The sequence below is a fragment of the Paramesorhizobium deserti genome (genome assembly GCF_001558695.1).
GTDB classification, from domain to species: domain Bacteria; phylum Pseudomonadota; class Alphaproteobacteria; order Rhizobiales; family Rhizobiaceae; genus Paramesorhizobium; species Paramesorhizobium deserti.
In genome coordinates this window covers 194988-221934 of sequence record NZ_LNTU01000023.1, presented here as the reverse complement: position 1 = coordinate 221934, position 26947 = coordinate 194988, and the positions used below count along the sequence as shown (strand labels likewise).

General features: G+C 62.3%; 27 protein-coding genes, 1 tRNA gene and 1 pseudogene. 16 read left to right on the top strand and 13 right to left on the bottom strand.

The genetic code is table 11. The annotated features are described in order from the left end of the window. Positions 1-258: 258 nt before the first annotated feature. Entirely contained in the window at positions 259-1218 is a 960-nt protein-coding gene (locus ATN84_RS13950) for a hypothetical protein (protein ID WP_068882244.1), read from the top strand. A gap of 547 nt (positions 1219-1765) precedes the next feature. Here ATN84_RS13950 and ATN84_RS13945 read toward each other — a convergent pair. Together ATN84_RS13945 and ATN84_RS13940 are read right to left on the bottom strand one after the other, a co-directional pair. After that, entirely contained in the window at positions 1766-2890 is a 1125-nt protein-coding gene (locus ATN84_RS13945) for a DegT/DnrJ/EryC1/StrS family aminotransferase (protein WP_068882243.1), read from the bottom strand. A 237-nt stretch (positions 2891-3127) separates the two neighbouring features. After that, positions 3128-4093 (bottom strand): Gfo/Idh/MocA family protein, encoded by a 966-nt coding sequence (locus tag ATN84_RS13940; RefSeq protein WP_068882242.1) that lies wholly within the window; start codon positions 4091-4093, stop codon positions 3128-3130. 178 nt (positions 4094-4271) lie between these two features. Between ATN84_RS13940 and ATN84_RS13935 the strand changes: the two genes are divergently transcribed. The 11 genes from ATN84_RS13935 to ATN84_RS13885 all read left to right on the top strand — a co-directional run bounded on the left by ATN84_RS13935 (position 4272) and on the right by ATN84_RS13885 (position 12696). Next, positions 4272-4348 (top strand) — tRNA-Met (locus tag ATN84_RS13935). A 159-nt stretch (positions 4349-4507) separates the two neighbouring features. Next, on the top strand, positions 4508-4732 hold the full coding sequence (locus ATN84_RS13930) for a putative hemolysin (RefSeq protein ID WP_068882241.1): 225 nt from the start codon (positions 4508-4510) through the stop codon (positions 4730-4732). Positions 4733-4810: 78 nt separating this feature from the next. Next, a complete protein-coding gene (locus tag ATN84_RS28220; protein WP_483140690.1) occupies positions 4811-4942 on the top strand; it encodes a glycine zipper domain-containing protein in 132 nt (43 codons plus the stop codon). Between the two features lie 302 nt (positions 4943-5244). Further along, positions 5245-5682, top strand: a complete 438-nt coding sequence (gene rnk, locus ATN84_RS13920; RefSeq protein ID WP_068882239.1) for a nucleoside diphosphate kinase regulator — start codon at positions 5245-5247, stop codon at positions 5680-5682. Between the two features lie 156 nt (positions 5683-5838). Beyond that, positions 5839-6087 (top strand): hypothetical protein, encoded by a 249-nt coding sequence (locus tag ATN84_RS27490; RefSeq protein ID WP_201026387.1) that lies wholly within the window; start codon positions 5839-5841, stop codon positions 6085-6087. Continuing rightward, on the top strand, positions 6084-6707 hold the full coding sequence (locus ATN84_RS13910; RefSeq protein WP_068882237.1) for a disulfide bond formation protein B: 624 nt from the start codon (positions 6084-6086) through the stop codon (positions 6705-6707). The genes ATN84_RS27490 and ATN84_RS13910 overlap by 4 nt, the downstream gene beginning before the upstream one ends. 229 nt (positions 6708-6936) lie before the next feature. After that, positions 6937-7707, top strand: coding sequence for an amino acid ABC transporter substrate-binding protein (locus tag ATN84_RS13905; RefSeq protein ID WP_068882657.1), 771 nt, complete (start codon positions 6937-6939; stop codon positions 7705-7707). A 112-nt stretch (positions 7708-7819) separates the two neighbouring features. Next, complete coding sequence (locus ATN84_RS13900) at positions 7820-8500, top strand: amino acid ABC transporter permease (protein ID WP_068882236.1); 681 nt, start codon at positions 7820-7822, stop codon at positions 8498-8500. Further along, complete coding sequence (locus ATN84_RS13895) at positions 8497-9267, top strand: amino acid ABC transporter ATP-binding protein (protein ID WP_068882235.1); 771 nt, start codon at positions 8497-8499, stop codon at positions 9265-9267. The genes ATN84_RS13900 and ATN84_RS13895 overlap by 4 nt, the downstream gene beginning before the upstream one ends. 116 nt (positions 9268-9383) lie before the next feature. Next, entirely contained in the window at positions 9384-9836 is a 453-nt protein-coding gene (locus ATN84_RS13890) for a hypothetical protein (protein ID WP_068882234.1), read from the top strand. 541 nt (positions 9837-10377) lie between these two features. Next, positions 10378-12696, top strand: coding sequence for a DNA translocase FtsK (locus tag ATN84_RS13885; protein ID WP_244491104.1), 2319 nt, complete (start codon positions 10378-10380; stop codon positions 12694-12696). Positions 12697-12834: 138 nt separating this feature from the next. On the opposite strand, the pseudogene xylB reads toward ATN84_RS13885, so the two are convergent. From xylB to ATN84_RS26920, 11 genes and pseudogenes are all read right to left on the bottom strand, one after another. After that, positions 12835-14232: pseudogene (gene xylB / locus ATN84_RS26205) on the bottom strand (xylulokinase); the annotation flags it as partial. After that, positions 14232-15317, bottom strand: coding sequence for an ABC transporter ATP-binding protein (locus tag ATN84_RS13870; RefSeq protein WP_068882230.1), 1086 nt, complete (start codon positions 15315-15317; stop codon positions 14232-14234). The pseudogene xylB and the gene ATN84_RS13870, both read right to left, overlap by 1 nt. A gap of 1 nt (position 15318) precedes the next feature. Continuing rightward, positions 15319-16926 carry an FGGY-family carbohydrate kinase gene (locus ATN84_RS13865; protein WP_068882229.1) on the bottom strand — a complete coding sequence of 536 codons (1608 nt, stop codon included), beginning with the start codon at positions 16924-16926 and terminating at the stop codon, positions 15319-15321. Positions 16927-16944: 18 nt separating this feature from the next. Next, positions 16945-17907 (bottom strand): sugar-binding transcriptional regulator, encoded by a 963-nt coding sequence (locus ATN84_RS13860; RefSeq protein ID WP_068882228.1) that lies wholly within the window; start codon positions 17905-17907, stop codon positions 16945-16947. Next, positions 17904-18830, bottom strand: coding sequence for a sugar phosphate isomerase/epimerase family protein (locus ATN84_RS13855; RefSeq protein ID WP_068882227.1), 927 nt, complete (start codon positions 18828-18830; stop codon positions 17904-17906). The genes ATN84_RS13860 and ATN84_RS13855 overlap by 4 nt, the downstream gene beginning before the upstream one ends. Continuing rightward, positions 18827-19645 carry a carbohydrate ABC transporter permease gene (locus ATN84_RS13850; protein WP_068882226.1) on the bottom strand — a complete coding sequence of 273 codons (819 nt, stop codon included), beginning with the start codon at positions 19643-19645 and terminating at the stop codon, positions 18827-18829. Before ATN84_RS13850 ends, ATN84_RS13855 begins: the two co-directional genes overlap by 4 nt. After that, complete coding sequence (locus ATN84_RS13845) at positions 19645-20547, bottom strand: carbohydrate ABC transporter permease (RefSeq protein WP_244491089.1); 903 nt, start codon at positions 20545-20547, stop codon at positions 19645-19647. The genes ATN84_RS13850 and ATN84_RS13845 overlap by 1 nt, the downstream gene beginning before the upstream one ends. A 34-nt stretch (positions 20548-20581) precedes the next feature. Next, positions 20582-21130 (bottom strand): SIS domain-containing protein, encoded by a 549-nt coding sequence (locus tag ATN84_RS13840; protein ID WP_425287403.1) that lies wholly within the window; start codon positions 21128-21130, stop codon positions 20582-20584. A gap of 93 nt (positions 21131-21223) precedes the next feature. Further along, the gene (locus ATN84_RS13835) at positions 21224-22576 is read right to left on the bottom strand and encodes an ABC transporter substrate-binding protein (protein ID WP_244491088.1); all 1353 of its coding nucleotides are present in this window, start codon (positions 22574-22576) and stop codon (positions 21224-21226) included. Between the two features lies 1 nt (position 22577). Beyond that, positions 22578-23618: a zinc-dependent alcohol dehydrogenase gene (locus tag ATN84_RS13830; protein WP_068882655.1), complete on the bottom strand. Its 1041-nt coding sequence runs from the start codon at positions 23616-23618 to the stop codon at positions 22578-22580. A gap of 237 nt (positions 23619-23855) precedes the next feature. After that, positions 23856-24050 carry a hypothetical protein gene (locus tag ATN84_RS26920; RefSeq protein WP_153020244.1) on the bottom strand — a complete coding sequence of 65 codons (195 nt, stop codon included), beginning with the start codon at positions 24048-24050 and terminating at the stop codon, positions 23856-23858. On the opposite strand from ATN84_RS26920, the gene ATN84_RS13825 reads away from it, so the two are divergent. The 4 genes from ATN84_RS13825 to ATN84_RS13810 all read left to right on the top strand — a co-directional run bounded on the left by ATN84_RS13825 (position 24040) and on the right by ATN84_RS13810 (position 26874). Next, positions 24040-24411 (top strand): hypothetical protein, encoded by a 372-nt coding sequence (locus ATN84_RS13825; protein WP_153020243.1) that lies wholly within the window; start codon positions 24040-24042, stop codon positions 24409-24411. The two genes, ATN84_RS26920 and ATN84_RS13825, sit on opposite strands and share 11 nt — an antisense overlap. Before the next feature lie 341 nt (positions 24412-24752). Then, positions 24753-25157, top strand: a complete 405-nt coding sequence (locus ATN84_RS13820; RefSeq protein ID WP_068882223.1) for a hypothetical protein — start codon at positions 24753-24755, stop codon at positions 25155-25157. Positions 25158-25323: 166 nt separating this feature from the next. After that, positions 25324-26199, top strand: coding sequence for an aldo/keto reductase (locus tag ATN84_RS13815; RefSeq protein ID WP_068882222.1), 876 nt, complete (start codon positions 25324-25326; stop codon positions 26197-26199). Positions 26200-26301: 102 nt separating this feature from the next. Continuing rightward, positions 26302-26874, top strand: coding sequence for a YceI family protein (locus ATN84_RS13810; protein WP_153020242.1), 573 nt, complete (start codon positions 26302-26304; stop codon positions 26872-26874). The last annotated feature ends 73 nt before the right edge of the window (positions 26875-26947 follow it).

Below are 26947 nucleotides of genomic sequence, written 5' to 3'. Positions count from 1 at the left end.
GAATCGATTTTCAGAAAGCCTGGATAGCGTAGATTCAATAACTTACAGTGTCCTTTGTGCGTCCTAATAGACGCACGGCGCTGTAGAGATGAGCATGCTGGATTAGGAGCCGTGCTTGTGTCATTCTGTGGCACGGCTCCTTAAATCGCAGTTGTTTAGGGACAAAATCGTGCAGCTTTTCAACGCTCCCGAACGTCTTTCGGGCACCCGGCAGGGTGCGGGACGCCCGGGTGCGCGCAACAGTTTCTGGTCCCGGAAGTGATCGAGTCCGCCCTCTTCTTCATCCTCGGCTTTCTCAGCGCCGCCTTCCTTGCGGCGCTGGTCGCACCCTCCATCTGGCGGCGCGCCACCGTCCTGACGCGGCGGCGCGTCGAGACAGAGGTGCCGCTGACACTCAACGAAATCCAGGCCGACAAGGACAGCCTGCGTGCAGAGCACGCGATGGCGGTGCGCAAGCTCGAAATGCGCCTAAAGGCGCTCAATGAGAAACATGCCGGGCAGAAGATCGAGCTCGGCGCCAACCATGAAAAACTGAAGCGGCTCTCCGTGCTGGAACGCGAGCTGGACGCGTTGCGCCAGCGCCAGGACGAACGCGAGCGCGAGCTGGCGTCGACTTCCAGCACGCTTGCCGCCGCGGAACAGAGCCTCGAACGGCACAAGGGCGAGCTGGAGACGCTGCAGCTGCGTCATAGCGAACTTTCAAGCGATGCGGACACGCTGCGCATAGAGATCGCCGTGCGCGAAACCGAATTGGGAAGGCTGACCGGAGAACTGGACGATATGCGGCACGATCGCAAGAAAATCGATGCAACGCAGCGCGAATTGTCGGCGGAAGTGAAATCCACCCAGGCCGCCCTCGCAAGCGAGCGCAAGCGCAATGCGGCGCTGGAAAAGAAGCTGGAGCGGCTATTGGCAAATCTCACCGACGCGCGGGAGAAGCTGGAACGGCGCGAAAGCGACCTGGCGCGGCTGCGCAAGGGCGGAGCCACCTCCCCCGCACGGGAGAAGACCGAGACGAAAGCCGACCAGACTGCGGCAGACGACGCCCTGCGCGAACAGATGCAGGAACTCGCTGCCGAGGTCGTCGCCATGACCGCGGAGCGCGAAGGCTCGCAATCCCCCATCCGCAAGGCGCTGGAACAGGCGGAAACAAAGAGCGCCAAGGACGCGCCGGAAAGCCTCGCCGACCGCATCCGCAGCCTGAAGAAACCGGAGTAGTTGTTTCCTGGCTCCCTCTTCCAGACGGTGTTGCGAAGCACAACACGCCCCTTCGTCATCATCGGGCTTGACCCGATGATCCACTCCGGAACGGCAGAAGCGGCCACAACAGCTTCTCTCCCCAAAAACTTATCCCACAGTTCCCGCCCTGCCCTTATCCTTGCCCTCAGTTCTTCCCGCGGGAACGCGGCTCGCGACGGCGGGTCTCGCGGGGAAGGACCGGCGCTTCCGGTTGACCGCTGACGCAGTGGTGAACTGGGAGGCTTCGTCCAGGTTTCCCCTCACGGGAAGGGCCGAGACGGGACGTGGGTGAATGAAGCTCCCGCGACGATCCCTAGCTCTTCCCCAAGCGGAACGGACGGACATCGCCGACGGGCGGTCTTGCGGCCGCAATTGAATTTATAATGAGCGTTGGCAAGACCGCCCGTCTTCCCATTCCCGGTTCGGGGTATTCTTCTCAATGACCAGACGCGGCAAGCGGGCGTGGTGACACCCCCTTCTGGCCTGTCGGCGTTTCCGAAGGTAGCCACCCAAAGGCAGCAGATACCTACCCCTTCTTCCCATGGAATGCGCGGATGGCGTCGATGATGCTGTCCTGATCGTCCTTTGCCAGATAGGGATGCATCGGCAGGCTCAGGATGCGCTCCGGCAGCACCTCAGACACCGGCAGGCCGCCGGGGGCCACCGGATAATGCTTGTAGGCCGTCTGGAGGTGCAGCGGCTTGACATAATAGATGACCGAAGGAATGCCGGCGGCGGTCAGATGCGCCCTGAGGCCGTCGCGGTTCTCGCTCTCGATCGAATATTGCGCCCAGGCCGAACGGTAACCGGAAGGAATGTGGGGAACCTTCACCACATCCTTCAGCCCGTCGGCATAACGCTTCGCCACCGCCTGACGCGCTTCCATCTCGTCCTCGAGAATGGCGAGCTTCTCGATCAGGATCGCCGCCTGGATCGTGTCGAGGCGGGAATTCAAGCCGATGCGCACATTGTCATATTGCGTCTCGCCCTTGCCGTGGAACAGCACGGAGCGCAGCGTCTCGGCCAGTCCGCCGTCGTTGGTGAACATCGCGCCGCCATCGCCGTAGCAGCCGAGCGGCTTGGCCGGATAGAAGCTCGTCGCCGCGACATGACCGAAGGCGCCGCACATCATGTTGTCGCGCTTTCCGCCGATGGATTGCGCCGCGTCCTCGATGACGAATAGCCCCTCGCGCTCGGCAAGCGCCGCGATCTTGTTGTACTCGGCGGCAAGGCCGAACAGGTCGACCGGAATGATCGCCTTCGGCTGAAGACGCCCTTCCCTGCGAATTTCGGCAATCGCCGCCTCGAGCTGCGCGACATCCATGTTGTAGCTGTCGGGGTCGACGTCAACGAAGACCGGCTCCGCGCCGGCAAGCGCCACCACCTCGGCCGTTGCCGCGAAGGTGAAGCTCGGGCAGAAGACGGCGTCGCCCGGCCCGATGCCGCGCGCCATCAGCGGCATCAACAGCGCATCCGTGCCGTTCGCGCAGGCGATGACATGCTGGACGCCGACATAATCGGCAAGTTTCTTCTCGAATTCCGCGACTTCGGGGCCGAGAATATAGCGCCCGTCGGCCACTACCTTGGCGATCGCCGCGTTCAGCCGGTCTCCGATGCGCTCGCGTTGCGCCGCCAGATCGATGAATTGCATGTCTGCTCCAATGACGACTAGCATGATCCCGAAAAGTTGCGGACTTCTCGTATAAGGTCATGCGGCTAAAATGGATCCGCGGCCCAAGCTTGCGCGAATCCGGTGGGACTGTGTAACGCCTCATTCGGGCGGCTTCCATCGGGCCGCCGTTCAAAGTTTGATCGGGTATGTAACAACGCTTGAGACCGTTGTCACCGTATGCCGATCACATCCCTGTGTCGGGATTTTGGCGAAAATTCATCCCGGCCGCTTGCCATGGGTGACGGTGCCGGCGGTCAGGATGCGCAACACGTTGATCGCCTCCTCGCCATTGGTGCGTGGCGTCGCGCGGGTCTGGATGCATTCTATAAAATGCTGGCACTCGCGGGTGAGCGGCATACCCTCGCCCACCGGTATGTAGGTCGGCTCCTCGGCGGTGAACGCCCACTGCCCGTTGTCCTGCCAGACCGCATGGCGGTAGACGGCGAGCTTGCGCTCCCATTGCTCCACATCGTCGAATACGGCCATCGCCTTTGTGCCCACCACCGTCAGGCGGCGCTCGCGATAGGGATTGAGACGCGAGGCAAAGAGATGGCCGCGCAGATCGCCGGGAAATTTCAGGTGCAGATGCGCGAAATCGCTCAAATGGTCGAGAAGCGCGGCCCCCTCGCCACGGATCTCGATCGGTTCGCTGCCCGTCAGGGCCAGGATCATCGAGAGATCATGCGGCGCAAGGTCCCAGAGCGCGTCGTTCTCGGTGTGGAACTTGCCGAGGCCGAGACGATGCGAGTGGATGTAGCGCACCTCGCCGAGCTCGCCTGATTTGACGAGTTCCAGAAGCTTTTCAAAGGCAGGGTGAAAGCGCAGGACATGACCGACCATGAAGATGCGGCCATTGTCGCGCGCCGCCTTCACCTCAGCCTCCGCGTCGGCCACCGTCAGCGCGATCGGCTTTTCCACCAGCACGTCCTTGCCGTTGGTGACGGCGCGGGTCGCATATTCGGCGTGAAACTGCGGCGGCAGCGCCAGCACGATGGCATCCACGTCATCGCGGGTGAAAAGTTCCTCGACCGGGATATGGAGCACGCCGTGCTCCGCCGCGAAGCCCGCGGCACGGTCGGAATTCTGGTCCGAGACGGCGTAAAGCGCGCCAAGTCCCTTCAATGTACGGATATGATTGCTGCCCCAATAGCCGCAACCCAATACTGCAATACGCGGTGCCATCAACCAATGCCTTTGCCTTCGGCCACTCCCTTATCGACGCAAAAGGGCGAAGACAAGTCTCGGCAGTGATCAAGAACGCTTGACACGGCATTGTTCCCCACCTTATACCCGCGCCGTTCCCACGGAACAAAGCATCGCACGGGTCCTCCGACTGGAACCTGATCGACGCGATACGGGGGGCGGAGTAGCTCAGTAGGTTAGAGCAGAGGAATCATAATCCTTGTGTCGGGGGTTCGAATCCCTCCTCCGCTACCAGATAAATAGCTGATTTTTGCCAGATAAATCGACAAAAACTGCATTTTTCACTGCAATCCGATGCGTGTTTTTGCGATTTTTTCACGGGTTTTGCCGCAGCCTGCCTTCCAAGCTGTACTTCGAGGAGCCGATTCCTCCGATATCAGGAGAGGCCTGCACATGTACCGGATATTGTGGCTGGCATTGCTCGGCATCGCCGGATGCACCGCATCCCAGGAGAAATCCGTCGGGATGCCAAATCCGGCCTCGGTATATTGTGTCGATATTGGCGGCCGGCTGGAAATCCGTGAGGAGGCGCAGGGGCAGGCTGGCTATTGCCATCTGCCCGACGGGCGCGTGGTCGACGAATGGACGCTTTTCCGGTCGCGGAAGCCGGCAGGTTGAATCGCGGATATTCTCTCTCTGCCTGCTTCAGAGCTCCTCCCCAATCGTCGCCACATTGATCGGATAGCTGCTATCGTCATGGCATTGGGAATCGCACTCGGAATTGGCATCGGCGGCGCCGTTGGCGCGGTTATCAATAATATCCCGATCGGAATCGCCATAGGAATCGCGCTTGGCGCGGCGGTGGGATACGTCGTCCAGCGAAAATAGAACGACGAGCCGCGACGCTCCGGCTTTGGCCATGGCTTCTCCCCGCCCGGCTTGACAATGGCAGTGAAGCGTCCAAACTGAGGGCATGATCATTTTACGCGCCACATTCTTCCGGATTCGCCCGATCGCAGATTTGTAGCCCTGGGGCTCGGCATGCGCCCCGAGCTCCGGGGACGCAATTTCATCGCAGCTTCGCGCAGCCTCGTTTTCCCAGGCATTTCGCCCAGCATTCACAGCATTCGCACAGCGCCGCTTCGTGCCGCACGCACCCGCGCGCCATATCGAAGGAGACATCGGAAATCATGACCCAATCAAAGAAGAGCAGCCGCAAGCCCAGGATAATCGTCAGCGATATCGATCATAAGCGCCTCATCAATCTGGCCGCGGACGCGTACGACCGGTTCCCGGAGGCTGCGGAGGAACTGCAGATCGAGCTGGACCGGGCCAGGATTGTCCCGGCCGCATCCGTCCCGGCGGATGTCGTCCGGATGGGATCGACCGTGGCGTTTCGCTCGGACAGCGCCCAGCAAAGGCGCGTGACGCTGGTCTTCCCGGGCGAAGCGGACATTGCGCAGAACAGGATCTCGATCCTCACGCCGATCGGCGCCGCCCTCATCGGCCTTTCGACGGGCCAGTCGATCGCGTGGACGGCGCGCGACGGCCGCAAGCACGAATTGACGGTTGTCAGTGTCGAACAGCCCTCGCCGGTCACAGGCGCCATGGTCCCGGAAAGCAGCTAAGCCAGTCGGGCCCCGGTGCCTCTCGACGAAGCGCATCCAACGGCGCGACGCCTTCGAGAGAGCGGCTTGCCTAACGATTGAGCAGCACAGCCCGGAATTAACCTGAAGTTGACGATTGTGGCGTCCAATATGGCCAAAATAGGAGTTTTGGCCATATTGGCAGCCGTTTTTGCCTTATTGTCACTCGCGCTCGTGTTCGGCTGGTTCGGACGCCGCTCCATCGCCATGCTCTTTATCCTGCTGTGCCTCGTCGTCGCGGTGAAGGAGTTCCTCTGGGAGATCCACAGCGCCGAATATGGCTACCGCATGCCGTGGATCCAGACCCGACTGATCGACAGGGTACCGACGGAACGGCAGATCGTTTTCCATCATCCAATAAATGAAGCGCAGGGAGACCGGGCATGAGCCACAACACCGCGACCCATGGCGCGACGCATATCGGGCAGTCCGCTTCACAGCGGCTCCCCGTCACGCTCCATTACCTCTATCTGCTTGGAATGTTGGCCGTTATCGCCGCCATTCTGACGGCTGCGATGGTGATGCAATATGTCTGGGGCGAATTGCCCTGCCCGCTCTGCCTCCTGCAGCGCGTGGCGCTGCTCGGCGTCTGTTTCGGCATCATGCAGCAGTTCCGCAACGGCTTTTCCTACCAGAACACCGGCCTGAGCCTGCTTTTCACGATCTTCCTCCTGGTGGTGTCGGTGCGTCAGACGCTGCTCGATATCTATCCGCGCCCCGGCCATGAATATATCGGCACCGCCGTGTTCGGCCTGCACATGCCGGTCTGGTCAATCCTCATCGCGCTGGCCCTGCTCATCGCCTATGCGTTCAAGCTCATTCTATGGGGCGGCGCCGACTATCTGCGCAATGCGCGCATTGCCGATTATCCGGTGATCCGCACGCTGGCAACGCTGCTGAGCCTCTATGTGATCGCCATCGCGCTCATCAATTTCGGTTCGGTGGTGCTGCAGTGCGGCCTCGACGAGTGTCACACCTTCGGCTATGCGCTGCTCAACCGGCTTTGACATGGGATAGGCCGGCCGCGCATCTGTCAGGAGGTTTTTTCGGCTGCACTGCCCGATATCGGAGAAGTTGCGGAATTTAATCCTGATAATATCGCTCAGAAGGAATTCAAATTCCAATAATCTCGGTGATTAGAAAACCATTCGCGTTCCATTCCTGCTATGGTTTTGAGATTGTATGGGTTCCAAGCAAACATCCGGCCATTGGCCGGCAACCTCAGGACACACCACCATGAAATGGTTGAACTCGCTGCTCGTCGCCGGCGCCTTGCAGTTTCTGGCGCTCGCCCCCGTTCACGCCGCCGGCCTTGAGCAGATCAAATCCGCGGGCGTCTTCCGCGTCGGCACCGAAGGCACCTATCCGCCTTTCACCTATCATGACGAGTCGGGCAAGCTCGTCGGCTTCGATGTCGAGATCGGCGAAGAGGTCGCCAAGCGTCTCGGTGTGAAGGCCCAGTTCCTCGAAGGCCGCTGGGACGGGCTGATCGCCGGCCTCGATGCCGACCGCTACGACGCCGTCATCAACCAGGTCGGCATCACCGAGGAGCGCAAGAAGAAATACGACTTCTCAGATCCCTATATCGCTTCCAAGGCGGCGCTGATCGTGCGCGGCGACAATGACGAGATCAAGGGCTTCGCCGATCTGAAGGGCAAGAAGGCGGCACAGTCGCTGACCAGCAACTTCGGCAAGATGGCGCAGGCCAACGGCGCCGAGCTGGTGGGCACCGAAGGCTTCGACCAGTCGATCCAGCTGGTTCTCAACGGCCGTGCCGACGCCACCGTCAACGACAGCCTGTCCTTCCTCGATTTCAAGAAGCACAAGCCCGATGCCAATGTGAAGATCGCCGCCACCGAAGCCGATGCGGATTATTCCGGCATCATCATCCGCAAGAACGAGCCCGATCTTCTCGCGGCGATCAACGCGGCGCTGAAGGATATCAAGGCCGACGGCACCTACCAGAAGATCGCCGACAAATATTTCGGACAGGACGTTTCGGAATAAGCGTGATCCGCACATAAGGCCGACCGATCCAGACCGGATCGGCCGGCCATTATTTTGTGCATGATATTTTTACGAAAAACTGCAATTTTGCGGAGCATTGGAGGACATATCCTTGCCCCACTGGGTTCAGCTCATGCTGGATTCGCTCGGGCCGCTACTCTACGCGGCCCTGATGTTTTCAGCCCCTCTCACGCTCCTTTCCTTCGCTTTCGGGCTGACGCTTGGCCTGATTGTCGCGCTGATCCGCCTGTTCGCCCCCGCTCCGATCGTGGCGATCGCGCGCTTTTATGTCTGGATCATCCGCGGCACCCCGCTCCTGGTGCAGCTTTTCCTGATCTTCTACGGCCTGCCCAGCGTCGGCATCGTGCTCGACGCCTTTCCCGCGGCGCTCATTGGCTTCACACTCAATGTCGGCGCCTATACGTCGGAGATCATCCGCGCCGTCATCAGTTCGGTCCCCAAGGGTCAGTGGGAGGCCGCTTACTCCATCGGCATGAGCTGGTCGCAGGCCATGCGCCGCACCATCCTGCCGCAGGCCGCGCGCGTCGCGGTGCCGCCGCTCTCCAACACCTTCATCTCCCTGGTCAAGGATACCTCGCTGGCCGCCGCCATCACCGTGCCGGAACTTTTCCAGGCCGCGCAGCGTATTGTCGCCACGACCTATGAGCCCCTGATCCTCTATATCGAGGCGGCGCTCATCTATCTCGCGCTCAGTTCAATCCTGTCGCAGCTCCAGGTCAGGCTCGAACGCCGGCTCGGACGCTATGGCGGCTTCATCGAGGCCCGGTCATGATCGGCTTGGAAAATATCGAAAAGCAATTCGGCGACCTGACCGTCCTCAAGGGCGTGACGCTCACCATGGAGGAAGGCAGCGTCACCGCGCTGGTCGGCCCCTCCGGCGGCGGCAAGAGCACGCTGCTACGCTGCATCAACCTGCTTGAAATCCCTACCTCCGGAGCGGTGCGCATTGGCGAGGATCGGCTTGAGTTCCGGCCCGGTCAGCGGGTTCCCACAGCCGCAGTCCAGCGGCTGCGCCGTCAGACTGGCATGGTCTTCCAGAATTTCCAGCTTTTCCCGCACCGCACGGCGATCGAGAACGTCATGGAAGGGCTGACAACGGTGCTGAAATGGCCGGAGAACCGCGCCCGCGAACGCGCAATGTCGCTCCTGGAAAAGGTCGGCATGGCTCACAAGGCGGATGCCTGGCCGGCAACGCTCTCGGGCGGCCAGCAGCAGCGTGTCGCCATCGCCCGCGCGCTCGCCCCCTCGCCCCGCGTGCTCCTGTGCGACGAGCCGACTTCGGCGCTCGACCCGGAACTGGCGCAGGAGGTCGTTGACGTGCTGAGCGACCTCGCGCGCGAAGGCACCACCATGGTGATGGCGACCCACGATCTGCGTCTCGCTTCGACCATCGCCAGGGAGGCCGTATTCCTCGATGCAGGCGTGGTCGTGGAAAAAGGGCCGGCGCAGAAGCTCTTCTCCGATCCGGAACACGAGCGCACCAAGCGCTTCATCGCCACGCTGACGCATGAAATGGTGAGTGACGGCGAGGCCATCTGAAGACCTGCTGGCTATTCACCACGCGTTTCCTGATCGTCCAAGCGCCCGCATGAGGAACAAGCGGGGAAGAGAAGTGTTCGCTATTCTGATGTCGTGCCGAAATTTCGAGGCGCAGGATGGCATACAGAGTCACCTTCTTCATCGCCCTGTTCGCAACGGCCCTGGCGCTTGGCGGCGCCATGGCCCACCTGCTTGCGCTGCCCAACAAGATCGCCCTTCCCCGGGACGAATATTTCATCGCCCAACAAGCCTATCGCGGGTGGAACCGGCTCGCCTATCTTCTGCTTATTCAGCTGATCGCGATCGTGGCCGTGGCGATCATGTCGCGGCATGAGCCTTGGGTTTTGTGGCCCGCCGTCATTTCCGGGCTCTGCCTGCTCGGCGCCCAAGCCGTGTTCTGGGCCTATACCTATCCCGCCAATGTGGCGACCGAGAACTGGACCGCCATACCGGACAATTGGGAAACCCTGCGCGCGCGGTGGGAATATTCGCACGCAGCCGGCGCAGTGCTTCAGATTCTCTCCATGGGTTCCCTCATCGTCGCGGCTCTCGCTCGCATGCGCGCTTAGTGTTTGTCAGGACCAGCGTGAAGCGGCGTCCGTCTGGCCGTCATTCTCGGGCTTGTCCCGAGAATGACGGCGGGATGGTGGGCTACATCCCGCTCGCGTTTCAATTAAACCATGACAGGCTCCAGAGCACTGTGCTTTCCCGGCAACGCCTGCCACGATTTACCGCTTCCAACGTCAAATCAGGTGTCTCTTAAGGACACTATTAACCTTCATTTTTTATTGATTTCAGGAAGCCTATCGGGCGATTTCACATTTACGGGTTGCAGGTGTCATGCGTATCCAGAGAACAAATTTTCCAGTAAATCCAGCTGATTACGATGATAGTCCGGAAAACCGGGATCATCCGCAGATGACCGGACGCGGCCCGGCTGCACCCGAATCTCCCACCAATCCCGTACCCTACCACGCGCCCCGCAATCCGGCCCCCGTCTCCGCCTCCGTCACCACGGCCTACCAGCCTTTGCGCCAGACCCCGCTTCAGCCGGTCGCGCTGAAAACCACGTCCGCCGCCGTGGACGCGCTGCGCGCCGCCCATGCGCAAATGGCGGCCTCCAGCACGCAGCAGGCGCAGATGAGCGATACCGGCTATCCGCCGGTGTGGAAGCACGCCTTTTCACTGGCCGAAAACGTGCGCTTCACCCGCACGCCGGAAATCGAATTGACGAAATCGCGGGAGCCTCAGCCGGTCGCGGCGAACGAGACACGCCCCAACCATCCCGTTCAGCCGAAGCCGATGGTGCAGGTAACGCCCCCGCGCGGAACACCGGCCGCGGCAAACATACCGGTCGCGGCAGCGCCCGCTCCCCGCATCACGCCAGCTTCGTCGATTGCCAGTGAGCCGCCGGCTGCGAGTTCGCCTTCGCCGGCACCGCGGCCTGCTCCCGCAGCCGCCCGCCAGGACACGCCATTCGCCCATCTGTCCGACTTCGCCTACTGGGAATCGATCGACTTCAACGGCGAACAGCCCCCGGCTCCAGCCGTCCTCCCTGCCCGGCCAAAGCCGCAGATGACGCCCTCATCGATCACCAACCTGTTCCGCGTCGTGGAATGGAAGCAGGCCGGCGAGCCCGAAGCGGCAATGCCGGCCCCATCACCCATGGCCGCTCCTGCAACCCCGCCCGCTCCTGTAACCGCGCCTGCGCCGGTTACAGCAACAGCGCCGGTCACCGCGCCGGTCGCGCAAGCGGAAACCGGCAGCGCGAGTGTTCCAAGCACTCTGCAGGAGACCCGTGATACGACCGAGGACAGCCCGCGAAAGGCCATCCCCGTTGCGCCCATTGCCACGGTGCGCAAGGAGCAGTCCTTCGCCGCCGTCCGCATCGAGCTCAATACGTCAGGCCATGCGCATGGCTATGAAAAGCCGTCGGTCGAGCTCCTGCAGGAGCCGGTGGCGCAGGAAGGCGAGATCATCACGCAGGAGATGCTGGAGCGCAAGGCCGGGCTTCTCGAAAGCGTTCTCGAAGATTTCGGCGTCAAGGGCGAGATCATCCATGTGCGTCCCGGCCCGGTCGTTACCCTCTATGAGTTCGAGCCGGCGCCCGGCGTGAAATCCTCCCGCGTCATCGGCCTTGCTGATGATATCGCCCGCTCGATGTCGGCCCTCTCGGCCCGCGTCGCGGTGGTGCCGGGCCGCAACGTCATCGGCATCGAGCTGCCCAACACCACCCGCGAGACGGTCTATTTCCGCGAGATGATCACCTCGCAGGATTTCCAGCGCTCCGGCTACAAGCTGGCGCTCTGCCTGGGCAAGACCATCGGCGGCGAGCCGGTCGTAGCCGAACTCGCCAAGATGCCCCACCTGCTCGTCGCCGGCACCACCGGCTCGGGCAAGTCGGTCGCCATCAACACCATGATCCTGTCGCTCCTCTACCGGCTGAAGCCCGAGGAATGCCGCCTGATCATGGTCGATCCGAAGATGCTGGAGCTCTCGATCTATGACGGCATCCCGCATCTCCTGACACCCGTTGTCACCGACCCGAAGAAGGCCGTCATGGCATTGAAATGGGCGGTGCGCGAGATGGAGGACCGCTACCGCAAGATGTCGGCGGTCGGCGTGCGCAATATCGATGGCTTCAACAGCCGCGTCTCCACCGCGAGGCAGAAGGGCGAGGCGATCGTGCGCACCATCCAGACCGGTTTCGACAAGAACACCGGCGAAGCGCTCTACGAGCAGGAGGAGATGGACCTCGCGCCGATGCCCTATATCGTGATCATCGTCGACGAGATGGCAGATCTGATGATGGTCGCGGGCAAGGAGATCGAAGGCGCGATCCAGCGTCTCGCCCAGATGGCCCGTGCCGCCGGCATCCACCTGATCATGGCGACCCAGCGTCCCTCCGTCGATGTCATCACCGGCACGATCAAGGCGAACTTCCCGACCCGCATCTCCTTCCAGGTGACGTCGAAGATCGACAGCCGCACCATCCTCGGCGAACAGGGCGCGGAACAGCTGCTCGGCCAGGGCGACATGCTGCACATGGTCGGCGGAGGGCGCATCTCGCGCGTGCACGGCCCCTTCGTCTCCGACGAGGAGGTGGAGAAGGTCGTCACCCATCTGAAGGCGCAGGGCCACCCCGATTACTTGAACACCGTCACGGCGGATGAGGAGGAAGAAGCGCCTGAGCCGGAGGACAGCGCCGTGTTCGACAAGACCGCCATGGCTGCGGAGGATGGCGACGATGATCTCTACGCTCAGGCGGTCAAGGTGATCATGCGCGACAAGAAGTGCTCCACCTCCTACATCCAGCGCCGCCTCGGCATCGGCTATAACCGCGCCGCCTCGCTGGTGGAACGCATGGAGAAGGAAGGACTGGTCGGCCCGGCCAATCATGTGGGCAAGCGCGAGATTCTTTCGTCGTAAAAAACGCGACGGGAAAATTTCCCTTACATCGGCCCGAGGACCGGCTCCGGTTCCCGGGCCGTTTCTTTTCGCGCCCGGATACATGTCGAGATAACGCCCCCGGCGTTCGGCGAAGATGGGTGCCTTCTCCGGATCGGGCGTAAAACGCGCCCGGATGGCAGGCTTGCGGCAGATCGCTTCGATCGTGCCTGCCCCCGCCGCGACCATGCCGAGACGGGCAGCACCGAAGGCGGCACCGATCTCCGCCCCTTCAGGCAAATCGAGCGACAAGCCAAGAACGTCGGCCAAAAGCCCGTTCCAATAGGCACTGCGCGAGCCGCCGCCCACCAGCATGCAGGAGCGCGGCGCCGCATTCGCTGCCTTGAGCACATCGAGACCATCAGCGAGCGCAAACGCCACGCCTTCCAACACCGCATAGGCCAGCGCGCCGGCATCATGCTCGGCGCGAAGCCCGCTGAACCCGGCGGTGGCGTTGGGATCGTTGTGCGGCGTGCGCTCGCCGGTGAGATAGGGCAGGAAGACCGGTGCCGCCTCGCGCCGCCCCGGATCGGCGGCGAACTGCTTCGCTTTTTCGATGAGCCTGGCCACATCATGCTGATGGCCAGTAAGCGATGCGAGCCATGAAAGCGCCGAAGCCGCCGAAAGCGCCACCACCATGCCGTGCCAGCGCTGCGGCAGCGCATGACAGAAACCGTGCAGCGTCCGCTCCGGCAAGGAGACGAGCCGGTCGGTCGAGACGAACAGCACACCCGACGTGCCGAGCGACAGGAAACCGTCGCCCGGGCCGACGGCGCCGATACCAACGGCAGAGGATGCATTATCCCCGCCACCGCCAGCAATCGGGATTTTCCGCCCCCCGAGCCCCCAGGCCTTGGCCACTTCATCCGAGAGATAGGCCGAGACCTCCGCCCCCTCCACCAGATCCGGCATCTGCGCGCGCTTCATGGCGCAGGCGTCGAGGAGCACATCGTCCCAGCAGCGCTTTCCGACATCGAGCCACAGTGTGCCTGCCGAATCCGACATCTCCGACACATAATCGCCCGAGAGCCGATAGCGCAGGTAATCCTTTGGCAGGAGCACCTTGGCGGTTTTCTCGAAGACCTCCGGCTCGTGCCGCGCCACCCAGATGAGCTTCGGCGCGGTGAAGCCGGGCATGGTCGTGTTCGACGAGCGGACCATGAAATCCGGCACTCGCTCCAGCAGCTCCGCGCATTCGCGGCCGCAGCGCCCGTCATTCCACAGGATCGCCGGCCGCAGCACCCTGCCCTGGCCGTCGAGCAGGGTGGCGCTGTGCTGCTGGCCGGAAAGGCCGATGCCTTCCACCTGAGCGAAAGCCTCGGGCGCGAGATTCCGGACCCGCGTGACGGCCTTTTGCGCGGCCTGCCACCATTCCTCCGGATCCTGCTCCGACCACATCGGCCGCGGCCGCAAGACCTCGACCGGAGCCGATCCCTCGGCGATCAGCGCCTGATCCTCGTCGAGAAGCACGGCCTTTACGGAAGATGTACCGACATCGACACCGAGATAGGTCGCCATCAGATCGCAAGCCCCTGCTGATCGAAGAGATAGACATGCTCCGGCGCGACGCCTACCGCCAGATCTTCGTTCTTGGCGAGGGCAAGCCGTCCGGGCGCGACGATGGTCATGACAGGCCCTTCCACCGGCTGGGCATAGATCTGGCTGGCGCCACCGAGATATTCCGTGAAATCGGCCTTCAGCGTCAACACCGGATTGGCGGCGTGCACTTCCAGATGCTCGGGCCGCATCCCCACCGTCACGCTGTCACCGGCCTTCACCTGATGCGGGCGCTTGGTGGCAACCGTCAGCTCGCCGCCGGCAAAGGCAGGGCTCGAAACAGTCAATTGCCGCTCCGCCGCAGCACTTGCCTTGGCCGGCAGGAAATTCATCTTCGGCGAGCCGATGAAGCCGGCGACGAAGATATTGGCCGGATTGTCGTAAAGCTCGGTCGGCGTGCCGATCTGCTCCACCCGCCCCGCCCGCAGGACGACGATGCGGTCGGCCAGCGTCATCGCCTCGATCTGGTCATGCGTGACATAGACCATGGTGACGCCGAGCGCGCGGTGCAGCTTGGCGATCTCGACGCGCATCTGGGTGCGCAATTCCGCATCGAGATTGGAAAGCGGCTCGTCGAACAAGAAGAGCTTGGGATTGCGCACGATCGCCCGGCCGATCGCCACGCGCTGGCGCTGGCCGCCGGAGAGCTGGCGCGGCTTGCGCTGGAGGAGCGGCTCGATCTGCAGGATGCGCGCCGCCTCCGTCACCCGCTTCCTGATCTCCTCCTCGCCCGTCTTCACCATGCGCAGGCCGAAGGCGAGATTGTCGTAGACACTCATATGCGGATAGAGCGCATAGGACTGGAAGACCATCGCCACCTCGCGCCGCGCCGGCTCCACATGGGTGACAAGCTTCTCGTCGATGAAGACGTCGCCGGCGCTGATCTCCTCCAGCCCGGCGATCATGCGCAAGAGGGTCGACTTGCCGCAGCCGGACGGCCCGACGAAGACGACGAACTCGCCCTTTTCCGCCGCAAGGCTCACGCCCTCAACGGCAAAATGATCGCCGTAGCGCTTGACCACATTGTCGAGACGAAGAAATGACATATCAGATGGCTCCAGACGCTTTCGCCGGCGACAGGGCTTCAAGGGCCCGCCCGGCGATTTCTATCTCGTTTCTGGTTTTGAAGAGCGTGAGGTAGATGCGGTAGGCCGCATCGTGCACCTGCCGCCAGTAGGGATCGGGATCGAGCGCCTTTTGCTTCGGCGCCATCGCCTCCAGGCTGGCGAAGAGATCGGCATGGAAGCCGGCGGTGACTGCCGCGACCATCGCCGTGCCGAGCAGCACCGGCTCTTTCGTGTCGCTGAGGATCAGCCTTGCGCCGATCGCATCCCGGTAAAGACGGACGAGAAGCGGATTGTGCAGATGGCCGCCCGCCAGCGCCACGCTGTCGAACGCATAGCGGCCATTGGCGTTGAGATGCTCGAGGATATGCCGGGTCTGCAGCGCCAGCGCCCGCGCCGTGGCATAATAGGCCTCCAGAAAGGCGCGCTCGCCGGTTTCCGGGCCGATGCCGGTTAAAAGCGCCCGCACCCGCCCGTCGCCGAGCGGCGCGCGGTTGCCGAGCCAGTCCGGTACAATGTGCCGGTTGGCCGCGAAAGCTCCGCCCTCCTCGTCCAGCAGCTTCAGGATCCGCTCCGCGGTCCGAAGATGCAGTGCGCTCGATGCCTTGCCGGGGCTTGCCGGATGCTGGTTGAGCACGGCATCGAGCGCCGTGCCGGAAAGGCTCTGGCCGGCCTCATGCATCCAGTAGCCGGGGAAGATCGCATCCTTGAATGGCCCCCAGACGCCCGAGACATGGCGCTCATCGGGCGCAAAGGGCATGTAGCAGGTGGACGAGCCGCCGATCATCGGCAGGAGATTGTTCATCCGCGCGAGATAATCGCGCCCGAGAACGCCAAGCGCGCCTGCTTCCGCATCGATCAAGCCCACCGCCACGGGAATGCCGGCGAGGATGCCGAGCGCCGCGCCTGCGGATGCGCTCACCCTGCCATGCACCTCGCCGACTCTCCCTGGCTTGTCATTGAGACGGCCAAGCGAGATCAGATCGCCGATGCCGAGCGTCTCCAGCAGGTCCTGGCACCAGGGTTCCGCCTCGTCGGGCAGATAGGGCCATTTGCAGGCAAGACCGCAAACCGAATGTCGGTCCGTATCCGTCGCGCGGCGGGCGAGTTCATCGCAGAGGTCGCGCGCGCCCGTCACCCGTGCCCAGACCGCCGGGCGATGCCGCTTCAACCATAGCAGCTTCGGCAGATTGCTTTCCGGCGAAAGCGCCCCGCCGACATGCGCGAGGAAGCGGTGACCCGTCGCGTCGACCTCCGCCGCCTCGGCCTCGCCGCGATGGTCCATCCAGCAGATGACGTCGCCACCACCATCGAGCGGCGCGCCACCCTCCGCCTCGATATAGAGCGACGATGTGGCGTCGAAGGCGAGCCCGGCGATGGAGGACGCCAGTTCAGGGCGCTGCGCGAGGCAATCGGTCGAGGCGCGGCAGACGGCCTGCCAGATATCGTCCATCCGGTAGACGGCATGATGCTCCACCGGCGTCAGCAATTCGAACGATGCCGATGCGCAGGCGAGCAACTGCCCCTCCCGGTCGAAGAGGCCGGCGCGGGCGGAAAGCGTCCCGACATCGATCGCAAGCAGATGGCTCATCAATTCCTCATCCCGCACTCAATCCTTCAAAATGGCCTCGGCCACCTCTTCATCCGTGACCAGACGGTTGACATAGCCGGCCCTCAGCACCGCCCGGATGATCGGCACCTTGTGCATGCCCCCCGATGCGAGGACCGATGACGGGATGAGCTTCAGGTCCGAAGGTTGCATCGCCATTACCCGCTGGTTCAGCGGATGGTCGACCGGCTTGCCGTCCTCATCGAGGAAAACGCCGAGAATATCGCCGACGGCACCCGCCGCCTTCAAGGTTGGCAGGTTTTCCGTCACGATCTGGGTCTTGGCCAGTAGCGAATAGTTGGAGAGATCGCCGCAGGCGATCAGCGCCACCGCCGTCTTGCGGCCGCGCTCCATCGTCTCCGCGAGGCCGTAATGGGTGAGCAGCGTCGTGCGGCTTTCGCTCGACGGGCAATAGATCGGCGCGGCCACATAATAGCACTCCGCGCCCAGCATGCGGGCGAATTCGGTCGACACCTCGAAAGTGTTCGTGCCCGATCCGCGCGTCAGCCCGCCCATCAGCGCCGCAACCCATGCATTGGGCAGGCGTCGCGGCGTCAGATGCCGTCGTGCCGCCGAGAGCGTCTGGCCCCAGCCGATCCCGAAGCCCTGGCCGTCGACAAGCAGCGGATCGAGCATGGCGGCGGTAGCGCGGCCAAGGACGCGATGCAGATCTTCGAGATCGGGAACCGAGGGCACCACGGAGCAATCGACAAGGCCGAACCGCTCCTTCAGCTTCTCCTCCAGCACCACGCAATGGGTGAGCGGCATCTTGATATCGACGCTGACCAGCCCCTCGCTTCTCGCCTGCACGACGATCTTGTTCACCCGCAGCCGGGTGATGCGCAGCTTGTCTGCAATCTCCTGCTGGGTCAGGCCGCCGACATAATAATACCAGGCGACGCGCGCACGGATCTGCTCCGTTTCGCCTGATGCATTTGCCGGTGTTTCGGTGAAATCGTTCAATGGTCGCCTCGGGGGTTCTCTTGCGCAAAAGCCGGTTTGAGCATCGCAATCGAATGCTTTACCGCCTTGAGTATCGACAGATCGTCCCGCTCGAAAGGATAAAACACCTCCAGGAAGACAGGCCTGTCGGCAAGGCCGCACCGCCGCTGCAGACCCGCCGCCTCAGCCGGATCGACCGCACCGCTTTCTGTAAAATCCCAGTGCCGGTCATACTGGAAATCGGTCTGCTGCAGATGGACCATGCCGATATCAGGTGCCAGCGTCTCGAACCATTCGTCCATCCCCGCGCGATAGCGCCCGTAAAGCGGCTCGAAGGTCGCATGCCCCCAGTCCACGCAATATTTCCACGGCACGGGTGACCCCGCGAGATCGGCGGCCATGCGCCGGGCCTGCGCCACCGTCCACGGCCATTCGCGGCGCATCGGCGTCGGCTCGACATAAAGTTCGGTGATGCCGCACGCCTTCGCGGCCTGCGACAGCCGCCCCATGCGGGCGATGAGATCATCGTAATCCGCCGGCGGGATGCTGTCGGGCTCCACCCCGTCGAGCCTCGAGGCGACGGCGCCCAGCGGCCCACCGACCCGCCCAATCCCAGCGCTTGCCGCGAAGCGATAGGCCTTCCTCATCCATTCTTCCGCGACATCACGAACCCGGGGATCGGGATGAAGAAGCTGGTTGAACGTATAATGCGCCAGGCCAATGAAAGCGCTGTGGACTCTGATGCCGTACTGATCGGCAGCAGCGCGGATATCCCTCGCGCAATCGGCAAGGACATCCTCGGGCCAGGTCGGATCGACGAGATCGAACGAGAGCTGAACCAGATCGAGACCCAGTTGCTCGCGCACGATCGGCGCCCAGAGATCGGGCGTCACCCACCGCTTCACGCAGAAGGAGAGATTGATGCCGAGTGGAATGGCCGTCATTTGGTCGCCCCCATGGTCAGCCCGCGGACCATATGCCGGGAGACGAGCAGCGCGAAGATCGTCACCGGCAGCACGATCAGCGTGCCCGTCGCCATGATCTTGCCCCAGGGCAGCTCATAGCCGGACATGAAGCTCGTCGCCATGACGGGCGCGGTCTGGACGCTGCGGCGCGTCAGCACCAGCGCGTAGAGCAGCTCGTTCCATGAGAAGATGAAGCTGAAGATCGCCGAGACCGCGATGCCCGGCAGTCCCAGCGGCACATAGATCTTGCGGAAGATGGTGAACTGGTCCGCGCCGTCGAGACGCGCCGCCTGCTCGATCTCGCTGGGAATGGAGCGGAACTGGTCGGTGCAGATCCACACCACGATCGGCAGGTTGAAGGTGAGATAGATCAGGACCAGCACGAGATAGGTATCGAGCATCCTGAGCTGCACCGCCAGGAGATAGACCGGCAGGGCGAGCACGATCGGGCTGATCATGCGGTTCGAGATGAACCAGAACCACAGATCCGACTTGCCGCGGAACTCGAAGCGGGCGAGCGCATAGGCCGCCGGTGCGCCGAGCAGCACGGAGAGCGCCGTCGTCAGCGTGGCGACAATCAATGAATTGACGATAGCGCCGAAAACTTTCTCATCCGCGAAGATATCGGCGTAATTGGCAAGCGTCGGCGTGAAGAACCAGACCGGCGGCGAAGCCAGGATATCGGCCTGATCCTTGAAGCTGGAAGAAACCATCCAGTAGAAGGGAAAGAGCGTGAAGCAGAGGACGAGGATCAGCCCCGCCCCGTGCGAAATCCGGCCAAGCGTGGTGGACATCACTCGATCTCCTTGTAGATCAGCCTGATATAGAGGCGGCTCAATATGATCGTCATGATCAGGAGCAGGATCGCCTGGGCCGAAGCTGTGCCCATGTCGAAGACGCGGAAGCCGACGCGCTGGATATAGATCGAGACGAGATCGGTGGCCGCGCCCGGCCCGCCGCGCGTCATGACGAACACCATGTCGAAAAGCTTCAGGATATCGGCCGAGCGCAGGATCAGCATCGCGGTGAGGCCAGGAAGCAGATAAGGCAATTGCACGTGGCGGAGCAGCGCCACCTTCGAGCTCGTCTCAAGCCGCGCCGCCTCCTCGATCTCGACCGGCACCATGGAGAGCCCCGCGAGGAAGATCAGCGCGCAGAACGGCGTCCACTGCCAGATATCCATGACCGCGATGGCGATGAACGCCCCGGTCGGCGAGCCCAGCCAGTCCATGCCGCCGATGCCGATGGCGTTGAGGAACTGGTTGGCGACACCGAAATCGCGGTTGAAGATCAGCCGCCCGATCAGCCCGACCACGGCATATGTCGTCGCCAGCGGCACAACCAGCGAGACACGGGCGAGCGACCTCAGCATCCCGAGCCCCGGCCGATGCAGAAGCAGCGCGATGCAGATGCCGAAGAGGAGCTGGAAAGGCAGAACGGTCACGAAGAACCGCGCCGTCAGCCCGAGCGATTGCCAGAAGGTCTGGTCGGAAAGGACATTGGCGTAGTTCTCGAACCCGATGAAGGGAAAGCCTTCGCGTGGGCGGGTGATGTTGTAGCGCCGGAAGGAGGTGACGAGCGCCGAGAGCATCGGATAAATACCGATGGCGAGCAAGGCGAACACGGCAGGCGCCAGAAACCAGAACGGTGTCCAGCGCCCATATCCCGGATTGAGTCTCGTCTCTGTCCGCTCCACGAACTCTCCTCCCTTCCGCATCAGGCTCCAGCCATTATTCCAGATTGGTATGATTGGCGCGCATCGCCTCGGGCGAGATCCCAAGCCGGTCCCGCAGCTTGAGCACCATCACCTCGAAGAGGATGTACTGCGCGCCCTCATAGAGCGAGCCCATGGGCAGGACAGAGACGCTCGTTCCGCGATCGTCAGCCATCGTCTGGGCCGGAATGGTGAGCACATGATCGGCACGCTTCGCCGCCTCGCCATTCGGCTGCGCGGTCACGACGAGCGTTTCCGCGCCAGCGGCCTTCGCCTCCCCCATCAGTCCCAGAACGGTCGAGAAGCTCCCCGGACCGGCGGAGACGACCAACAGGTCCCCCTCGCCCACCGGCGGCGTAGTCATGTCGCCGACGACAGCAGCCTTGAGGCCCAGATGATGGAGCCGCATGGCAAGGCCCTTGATCTGCAATCCCTCGCGGCCAACCCCATAGAGCGCGATCCGCTTGGCACCGGCGATAACCGCAACCGCCGCGTCCACCGCCTGCTCATCGATGCGCCCGAAGACCGCGCCCAGCTCGGCAAGCGCCTGATCGTATGGTGTCAAGATCTCCTCCTCCCCAGGACAAACCTCATGAGAAAGACCGGGCAGGTGGACCATCGCCCACCCGCCGCGTGTCAGTATCGTCGATATCCTGGCTTACTGCAGCAATTCCCGCTTGCCGTCGTAATAGCCTTCCTTGCCCAGGATATCCTCCATGCGGGTGCCGATCTCCTTCGCCCCGCCCTCGACCGAGACCTCGCCGAGCATCATCTTGGTTCCCCATTCGGCGATGACTTCCGAGATGGCCGGCCAGGCGGGGAAGCGCGGACGGAACTCCGGAACGCCCTTCTGCCAGGAGGCGACCATCGGCTCGACGAATTTGTACTTTGCCTTGATGTCCGCTTCCTCGTAGATCGACGTGCGGCCGGATACGCCGCCCGCCTCCACATAGGGACGCGCGATCTCTTCCGAGGTCGCCCACTGGATGAAGAGCCAGGACGCCTTCTTCAGATCGTCGGACGCCTGTTCGGCAACGGCGAGCGAGAAGCCGCCGAGCGCAGGCAGGCGTCCCGCCGGACCGGCCGGTTCCGGCGCCACGGCAAGGCAATCGCCAAGCTTGGAGGTCGCCGGATCGGTCAGCGTGCCGTAGAAGGCCGACCATTCGGTGATCATCGACACCTGCCCCTGCGCCAGCGCATTGACGGCTTCCGCATGGTCGAAGCTGACTATGCCCGGAGGCATGAACTTCATCAGGTCCTGACGGAACTGCAGCCCCTTCTGGCTGCCTTCGCTCAAGAGGTTCGACTTGAACTCCTCGTTGAGGAGCGAGCCGCCGAACGGCCAGAGCACCCGCATGAAGCTGTCCGCCGATTGCGTTTCGCCGCGCCGCGACTGCAGCGCGAAGGCATAGCGGTTGTTGCCCGCATCCGTCAGCTTCGGCGCATAGTCGTTCAGCAACTCGTCCCAGGTCTCCGGCGGCTTGTCGAAGCCTGCTTCCTTGAGCTGGCAGGAATTATAGAACAACAGCCCCGAATAATTGTCGAAAGGCAGGCCATAAGTCTTGCCGCCCCATGAGCCGAACGCCTCCAGCAGCAGCGGGAAGAAGCCATCCAGCTTGAGATTGGGATCGGTGATGGACGAATCGGACGTGAATTCGTCGATCGGCGCTATCCAGCCGTTTTCGGCAAATTCGCCGATCCAGACGAGATCGACCAGCGCGATGGTCAGATCGCCGTTCGAGGTGAAGTTGAGCACCTGCTTTTCACGGCTGTTCTCATAGGGCACGATCTCGTAATTGACCTTGATCCCCGTCTTCTTCTCGAATTCCGGCAAGAGCTCGATGATCGCGCGATAGCCCGGGCGGTCCAGGAAGATCACATTGATCTCGCTGCCCTCATAGGGCTTGGCGGCGGTTTCGAGCCAGTCCTCGGCTAGGGCCGTCGACGGCAGCGACGCCGCGCCGGCCATGAGCGCCAGGGCGCTCAATGATGAATACAGAAATTTCCTCACGTCATCCTCCCTGTTTTGGTAATCCATTCGGATAGATCAGGCTCTTGATGTAGCCCGGCGCATTGTCCGCATGGTTGCGGAACGTGTCGGGCGCCTCGTCCAGGCCGACCTGGTGCGTCACCATCGACGCCACATCGACCTTTCCTCCAGCGACGAGTTCGATGGCGCGCGGATAGACCTCCCCCATCCGGCGCGCGAATTTGATTTTCAGACCGCGCCGCCGAGCCTCGGCGGCGGGCAATGTGTAGGTATCTCCGTCAGGAATGCCGACCAGGACGATACGCCCACCGATCTTTGTGGCAAGGACGGCATCGCGGAAGCCGAGCGGCGAATTCGTCGCCTCTATGACCAGCGGCGCCCCCTCGCGCTTCGTCCATTCGCGGATGTCCTCCACCGCTTCTCCGGTTCGCGAAGCGCCCATCCGCGCCGCCATCGCCTGCCGGTGCTCTTGCGGATCGACGGCCAGTATCTCGCCCGCGCCGGCCGCCTTCAGAACCTGCAGGATGAGAAGACCGATCGGGCCGCAGCCGATCAGCGCCACCTGCTCCAGAAGCCGAGGCTTGGCCAGATCGACGGCATGGATCGCCACCCCGAGCGGCTCGAGCATCACCGCTTCCAGCGGGCTGAACTGCTGCGGCAGCGGCACGATCTGGGATTTCGGCACCCAGATGCGCTCCGTCATCGCCCCGTTGAAAGGCGGCGCGCCGATGAACTCAACATTCGGACAGAGATTGGCATGGCCTCGCTCGCAGAACTCGCAATGGCCGCAGGCCTTGTTCGGATCGACAGCCACAAGCGCCCCGCGGGCAAGCCCCAGCTCGTCCAGATCCTCGCAGAGATAGCCGCCAAATTCATGCCCCGGCACGAAAGGCTCCTTCACCACGGCCGAGCCGATGCCACCATCCTTGAAATAATGGAGATCCGAGCCGCAGAGCCCGACCGCGCCGACATCAATGAGCACTTCGCCCGGCCCGCCCTCGCGAAGATTGAACGGGGCGACATAGGCGTCGTGGGCTCCACGAATGAAAAGGGCTCGGCTCATCTGGCTTCCGGAAACGGCGTTTGGAAAATGGATTTCCATCACACGATACAAATGTAAATTTTCTTTTTCAAGTGTAAGTCGACGCCGAGTTTCAGGAAAACGAACATGCGGATGCCGCTTTCGGCGGAGAAAAACGTGTTCTGGAGTTTGTCGGAACTGGCTTGAAACAGCGTCTCTCTCACCGTCATTCTCGGGCTTGTCCCGAGAATGACGACGGGATTACGTGGTTTCTCTTATCTACGTTTCAGTTGAGTTCTGGCGGGCTCTAAGCCGCAGGAAAGATCGGTTGGGAGCAAAGCAGGCGCTTGCAATTCGATAACCATTCAGAGCTTCCGCCGCACAGCCGCCATTGCCGACAGGCACCGTCCGCTCCATATATTTTTCATTTGGAGACAGAATCATGTCGATGAAATCCTTGGCCATGGCTGCCATAATCGGCTTTGCAGGCCTGTCGCTGTCAGGCTGCGTGTCCGAAACCGGATATTACGAGGGATATTCCGGCCCCGGCCGTTATTATGATCCCTATTACGACCGCAGCTATTACGGCGGTGGAATATCCTACGACCGCTACTATTATCGTGACCGGTATCGTGACCGGGACCGTTATCGCCGCCACCGGGATCGTGATCGCGATCGTCCCGATTATAACCGCCCAGACCGCCCCGATCGCCCTATCTACCGCAGCGACCGGCCGCAACGACAGGTCACCAACAAGAGTGGCCGGCCGATCCGACTGGAGGTCCAGACAGAGGGCGGCAACCGCCGTGTAATCATTCCGGGCGCCGGCGATTAGGCTCGGTTAAGCGCTGCGAAAGCGCAAGACACCTACAGCGCCGTGCGTCCGTCAGGACGCACAAAGGACGCACAAAGGACGCTGTAAATTATTGAATCTACGCCTCGGGCTTTCTGAAAATCGATTCCGATTTTCAGGCCGATGCTGTAGGGTCAGGACCTGACGCCTTTGGCGTAAGCGGTTACTCATTTTGCCTGATGCGAGGCCGAGTTCCCCACGGCCTCCGTTCGCGATATTCTGCAGCTCCTGACCCGCACGGAAGGTCGAGGCGCGCATAAAAACAATCAATTGGAGCGCTTTCCGGAATCAAAAGCGGGAACGCCTTCAAGAGGGGAACGACAATGCCGCATATAGCTCAGCTCTTCTTCAAGACCGCGATCATCTTTCTGATAATCGGCATCGCCATGGGCCTGCAGATGGCGATCTCCGGAAACCACAACGTCATCGGCGCTCATGCCCACGCAAACCTTCTGGGATGGGTGACCATGGCCATCTTCGGCGTTTACTACGCGCTCAACCCGCGAAAAGCCGAGAAGCGTATCGCGATGCTTCAATATGGGATTTATACATCGGGCGTCATCATCATGGTCCCATCGCTTTACATGATGCTGCTCGGCAATCCGGCCATGGAACCCGTCGTCGCCATCGCATCGCTGATCACCTTCGCCGGCGTTCTCCTGTTCGCCGTGATCGTTTTCTCGGGCAAGGAAACGGCTGTCGCCCCGACTGCGCCGGCGTTGAACTAGGGCGCAGGCCTGGCTCGTCGAAAACGATCCTGTGATTGGTCCTCGGTCCTGACGTGGACTAAACTGACATTGCTGCGGGAACACAAACCCGCTCCGGCGATTTGGTCCGTATGTGCATCCAGGCATCCCGAGACCACTCCCGGGCTATAAACGAGGTATCCGAGCCATGTCAGAACCCACGGCAGCCAGATCCGGAACATTCGAAATCGGCGGAGACATCAGGGTCAATCGTCTCGGCTTCGGCGCCATGCGCGTTACCGGCCGGGGTATCTGGGGCGAACCGGAAGACAGGGCGGAAGCGATCCGCACGCTGAAGCGCCTGCCCGAGCTCGACGTGAATTTCATCGATACCGCCGATTCCTACGGACCCGACATTTCCGAAGAGCTGATCCGTGAGGCCCTTCATCCCTATGGCGATATCCTCGTCGCGACGAAAGGCGGGCTGACCCGCACGGGACCGGACCGGTGGATCCCGCTCGGCCGGCCGGAATATCTCATCCAGCAGGCCCATAAGAGCCTTCGCAATCTCGGCGTGGACCAGATCGGCCTATGGCAGCTCCACCGCATCGACCCGAAGACGCCGCGCGACGAGCAGTTCGACGCGGTCAAATCGCTCCTCGACGACGGCATCATCCGCCATGCGGGCCTGAGCGAGGTTTCCGTCGCCGACATCGAGGCGGCGTCCAGCGTCTTCAAGGTGGCGACGGTGCAGAACCGCTACAATCTCGTCGACCGCACCAGTGAGGACGTGCTCGATTATTGCGAAAAGCATGATATCGGCTTCATCCCCTGGTATCCGCTCGCGGCCGGCGATCTCGCCAAACCCAACTCACTCCTGGATACGATCGCCAAACGCCACCGCATGGCGCCGAGCCAGGTGGCGCTTGCATGGGTGTTGAAGCGCAGCCCGGTCATGCTGCCCATCCCCGGCACATCGAAGGTCGCTCATCTCGAAGAGAACGTCGCCGCCGCCGGCATCGAGCTTTCGGACGAGGATTTCGAGGCCCTCGACCGCGAAGGCAAGGCCCAGTTCAGGGGCTGACGGCAAAGCAGCGGCTTCGAATATTTTCGATTATGCGCTGGATTAAACCGACCACCGCGGTGTTCTCGGCAACAGGACATGTTGCGGGAAGGACACCTAGTCATGTTGCACGGATCATTGCTGTCCGGCGCGGTCGCCATGCTGCTTCTATCGGGCGCGGCCTGGGCCGATACTTTAGCCGATGTCGCCGGCCGCTACGCCATCGCACCGTCATCGGCCATCAGCTTTTCTGTCGGCCAGGTCGGCGGCGGCGGGATTTCGGGAAAATTCCCGAAATTCTCAGGCACGATCGAGCTTGACCCCGGCAATATCGGGCGCTCGCGCGTCACATTCACGCTCGCTCCCGGCAGCGTGACGACAGGCGAGGCGCGCGTCGAGAAATTCCTCCGCTCCGATGCGGTTTTCGATGCGGCGGCCTATCCCTCCATCACATTCCGCTCTATCCGCGTCACCCAGCTGGATTCCAGCACCGCCGCCATCGACGGCATTCTCGCCGCACGCGGCAAATCGCGCCAGGAAAGGTTCACGGCGACGCTCGTCAAATATGACGGCCGCAACGTGACCTTTCATGTGGTCGGCGACGTGCTGCGCTCCCCTTACGGCATGGATGTCGGCACGCCGATCTATTCCAACGTCGTCAAATTCGACATGATCGTGCAGGGCCGGAAATTCTAGATCCCGAAAAAACTGGCGCCGGTCGGGAATAACTCCGCGCGAACATTGTTGTACCATTTGCGGGGATCGCAAA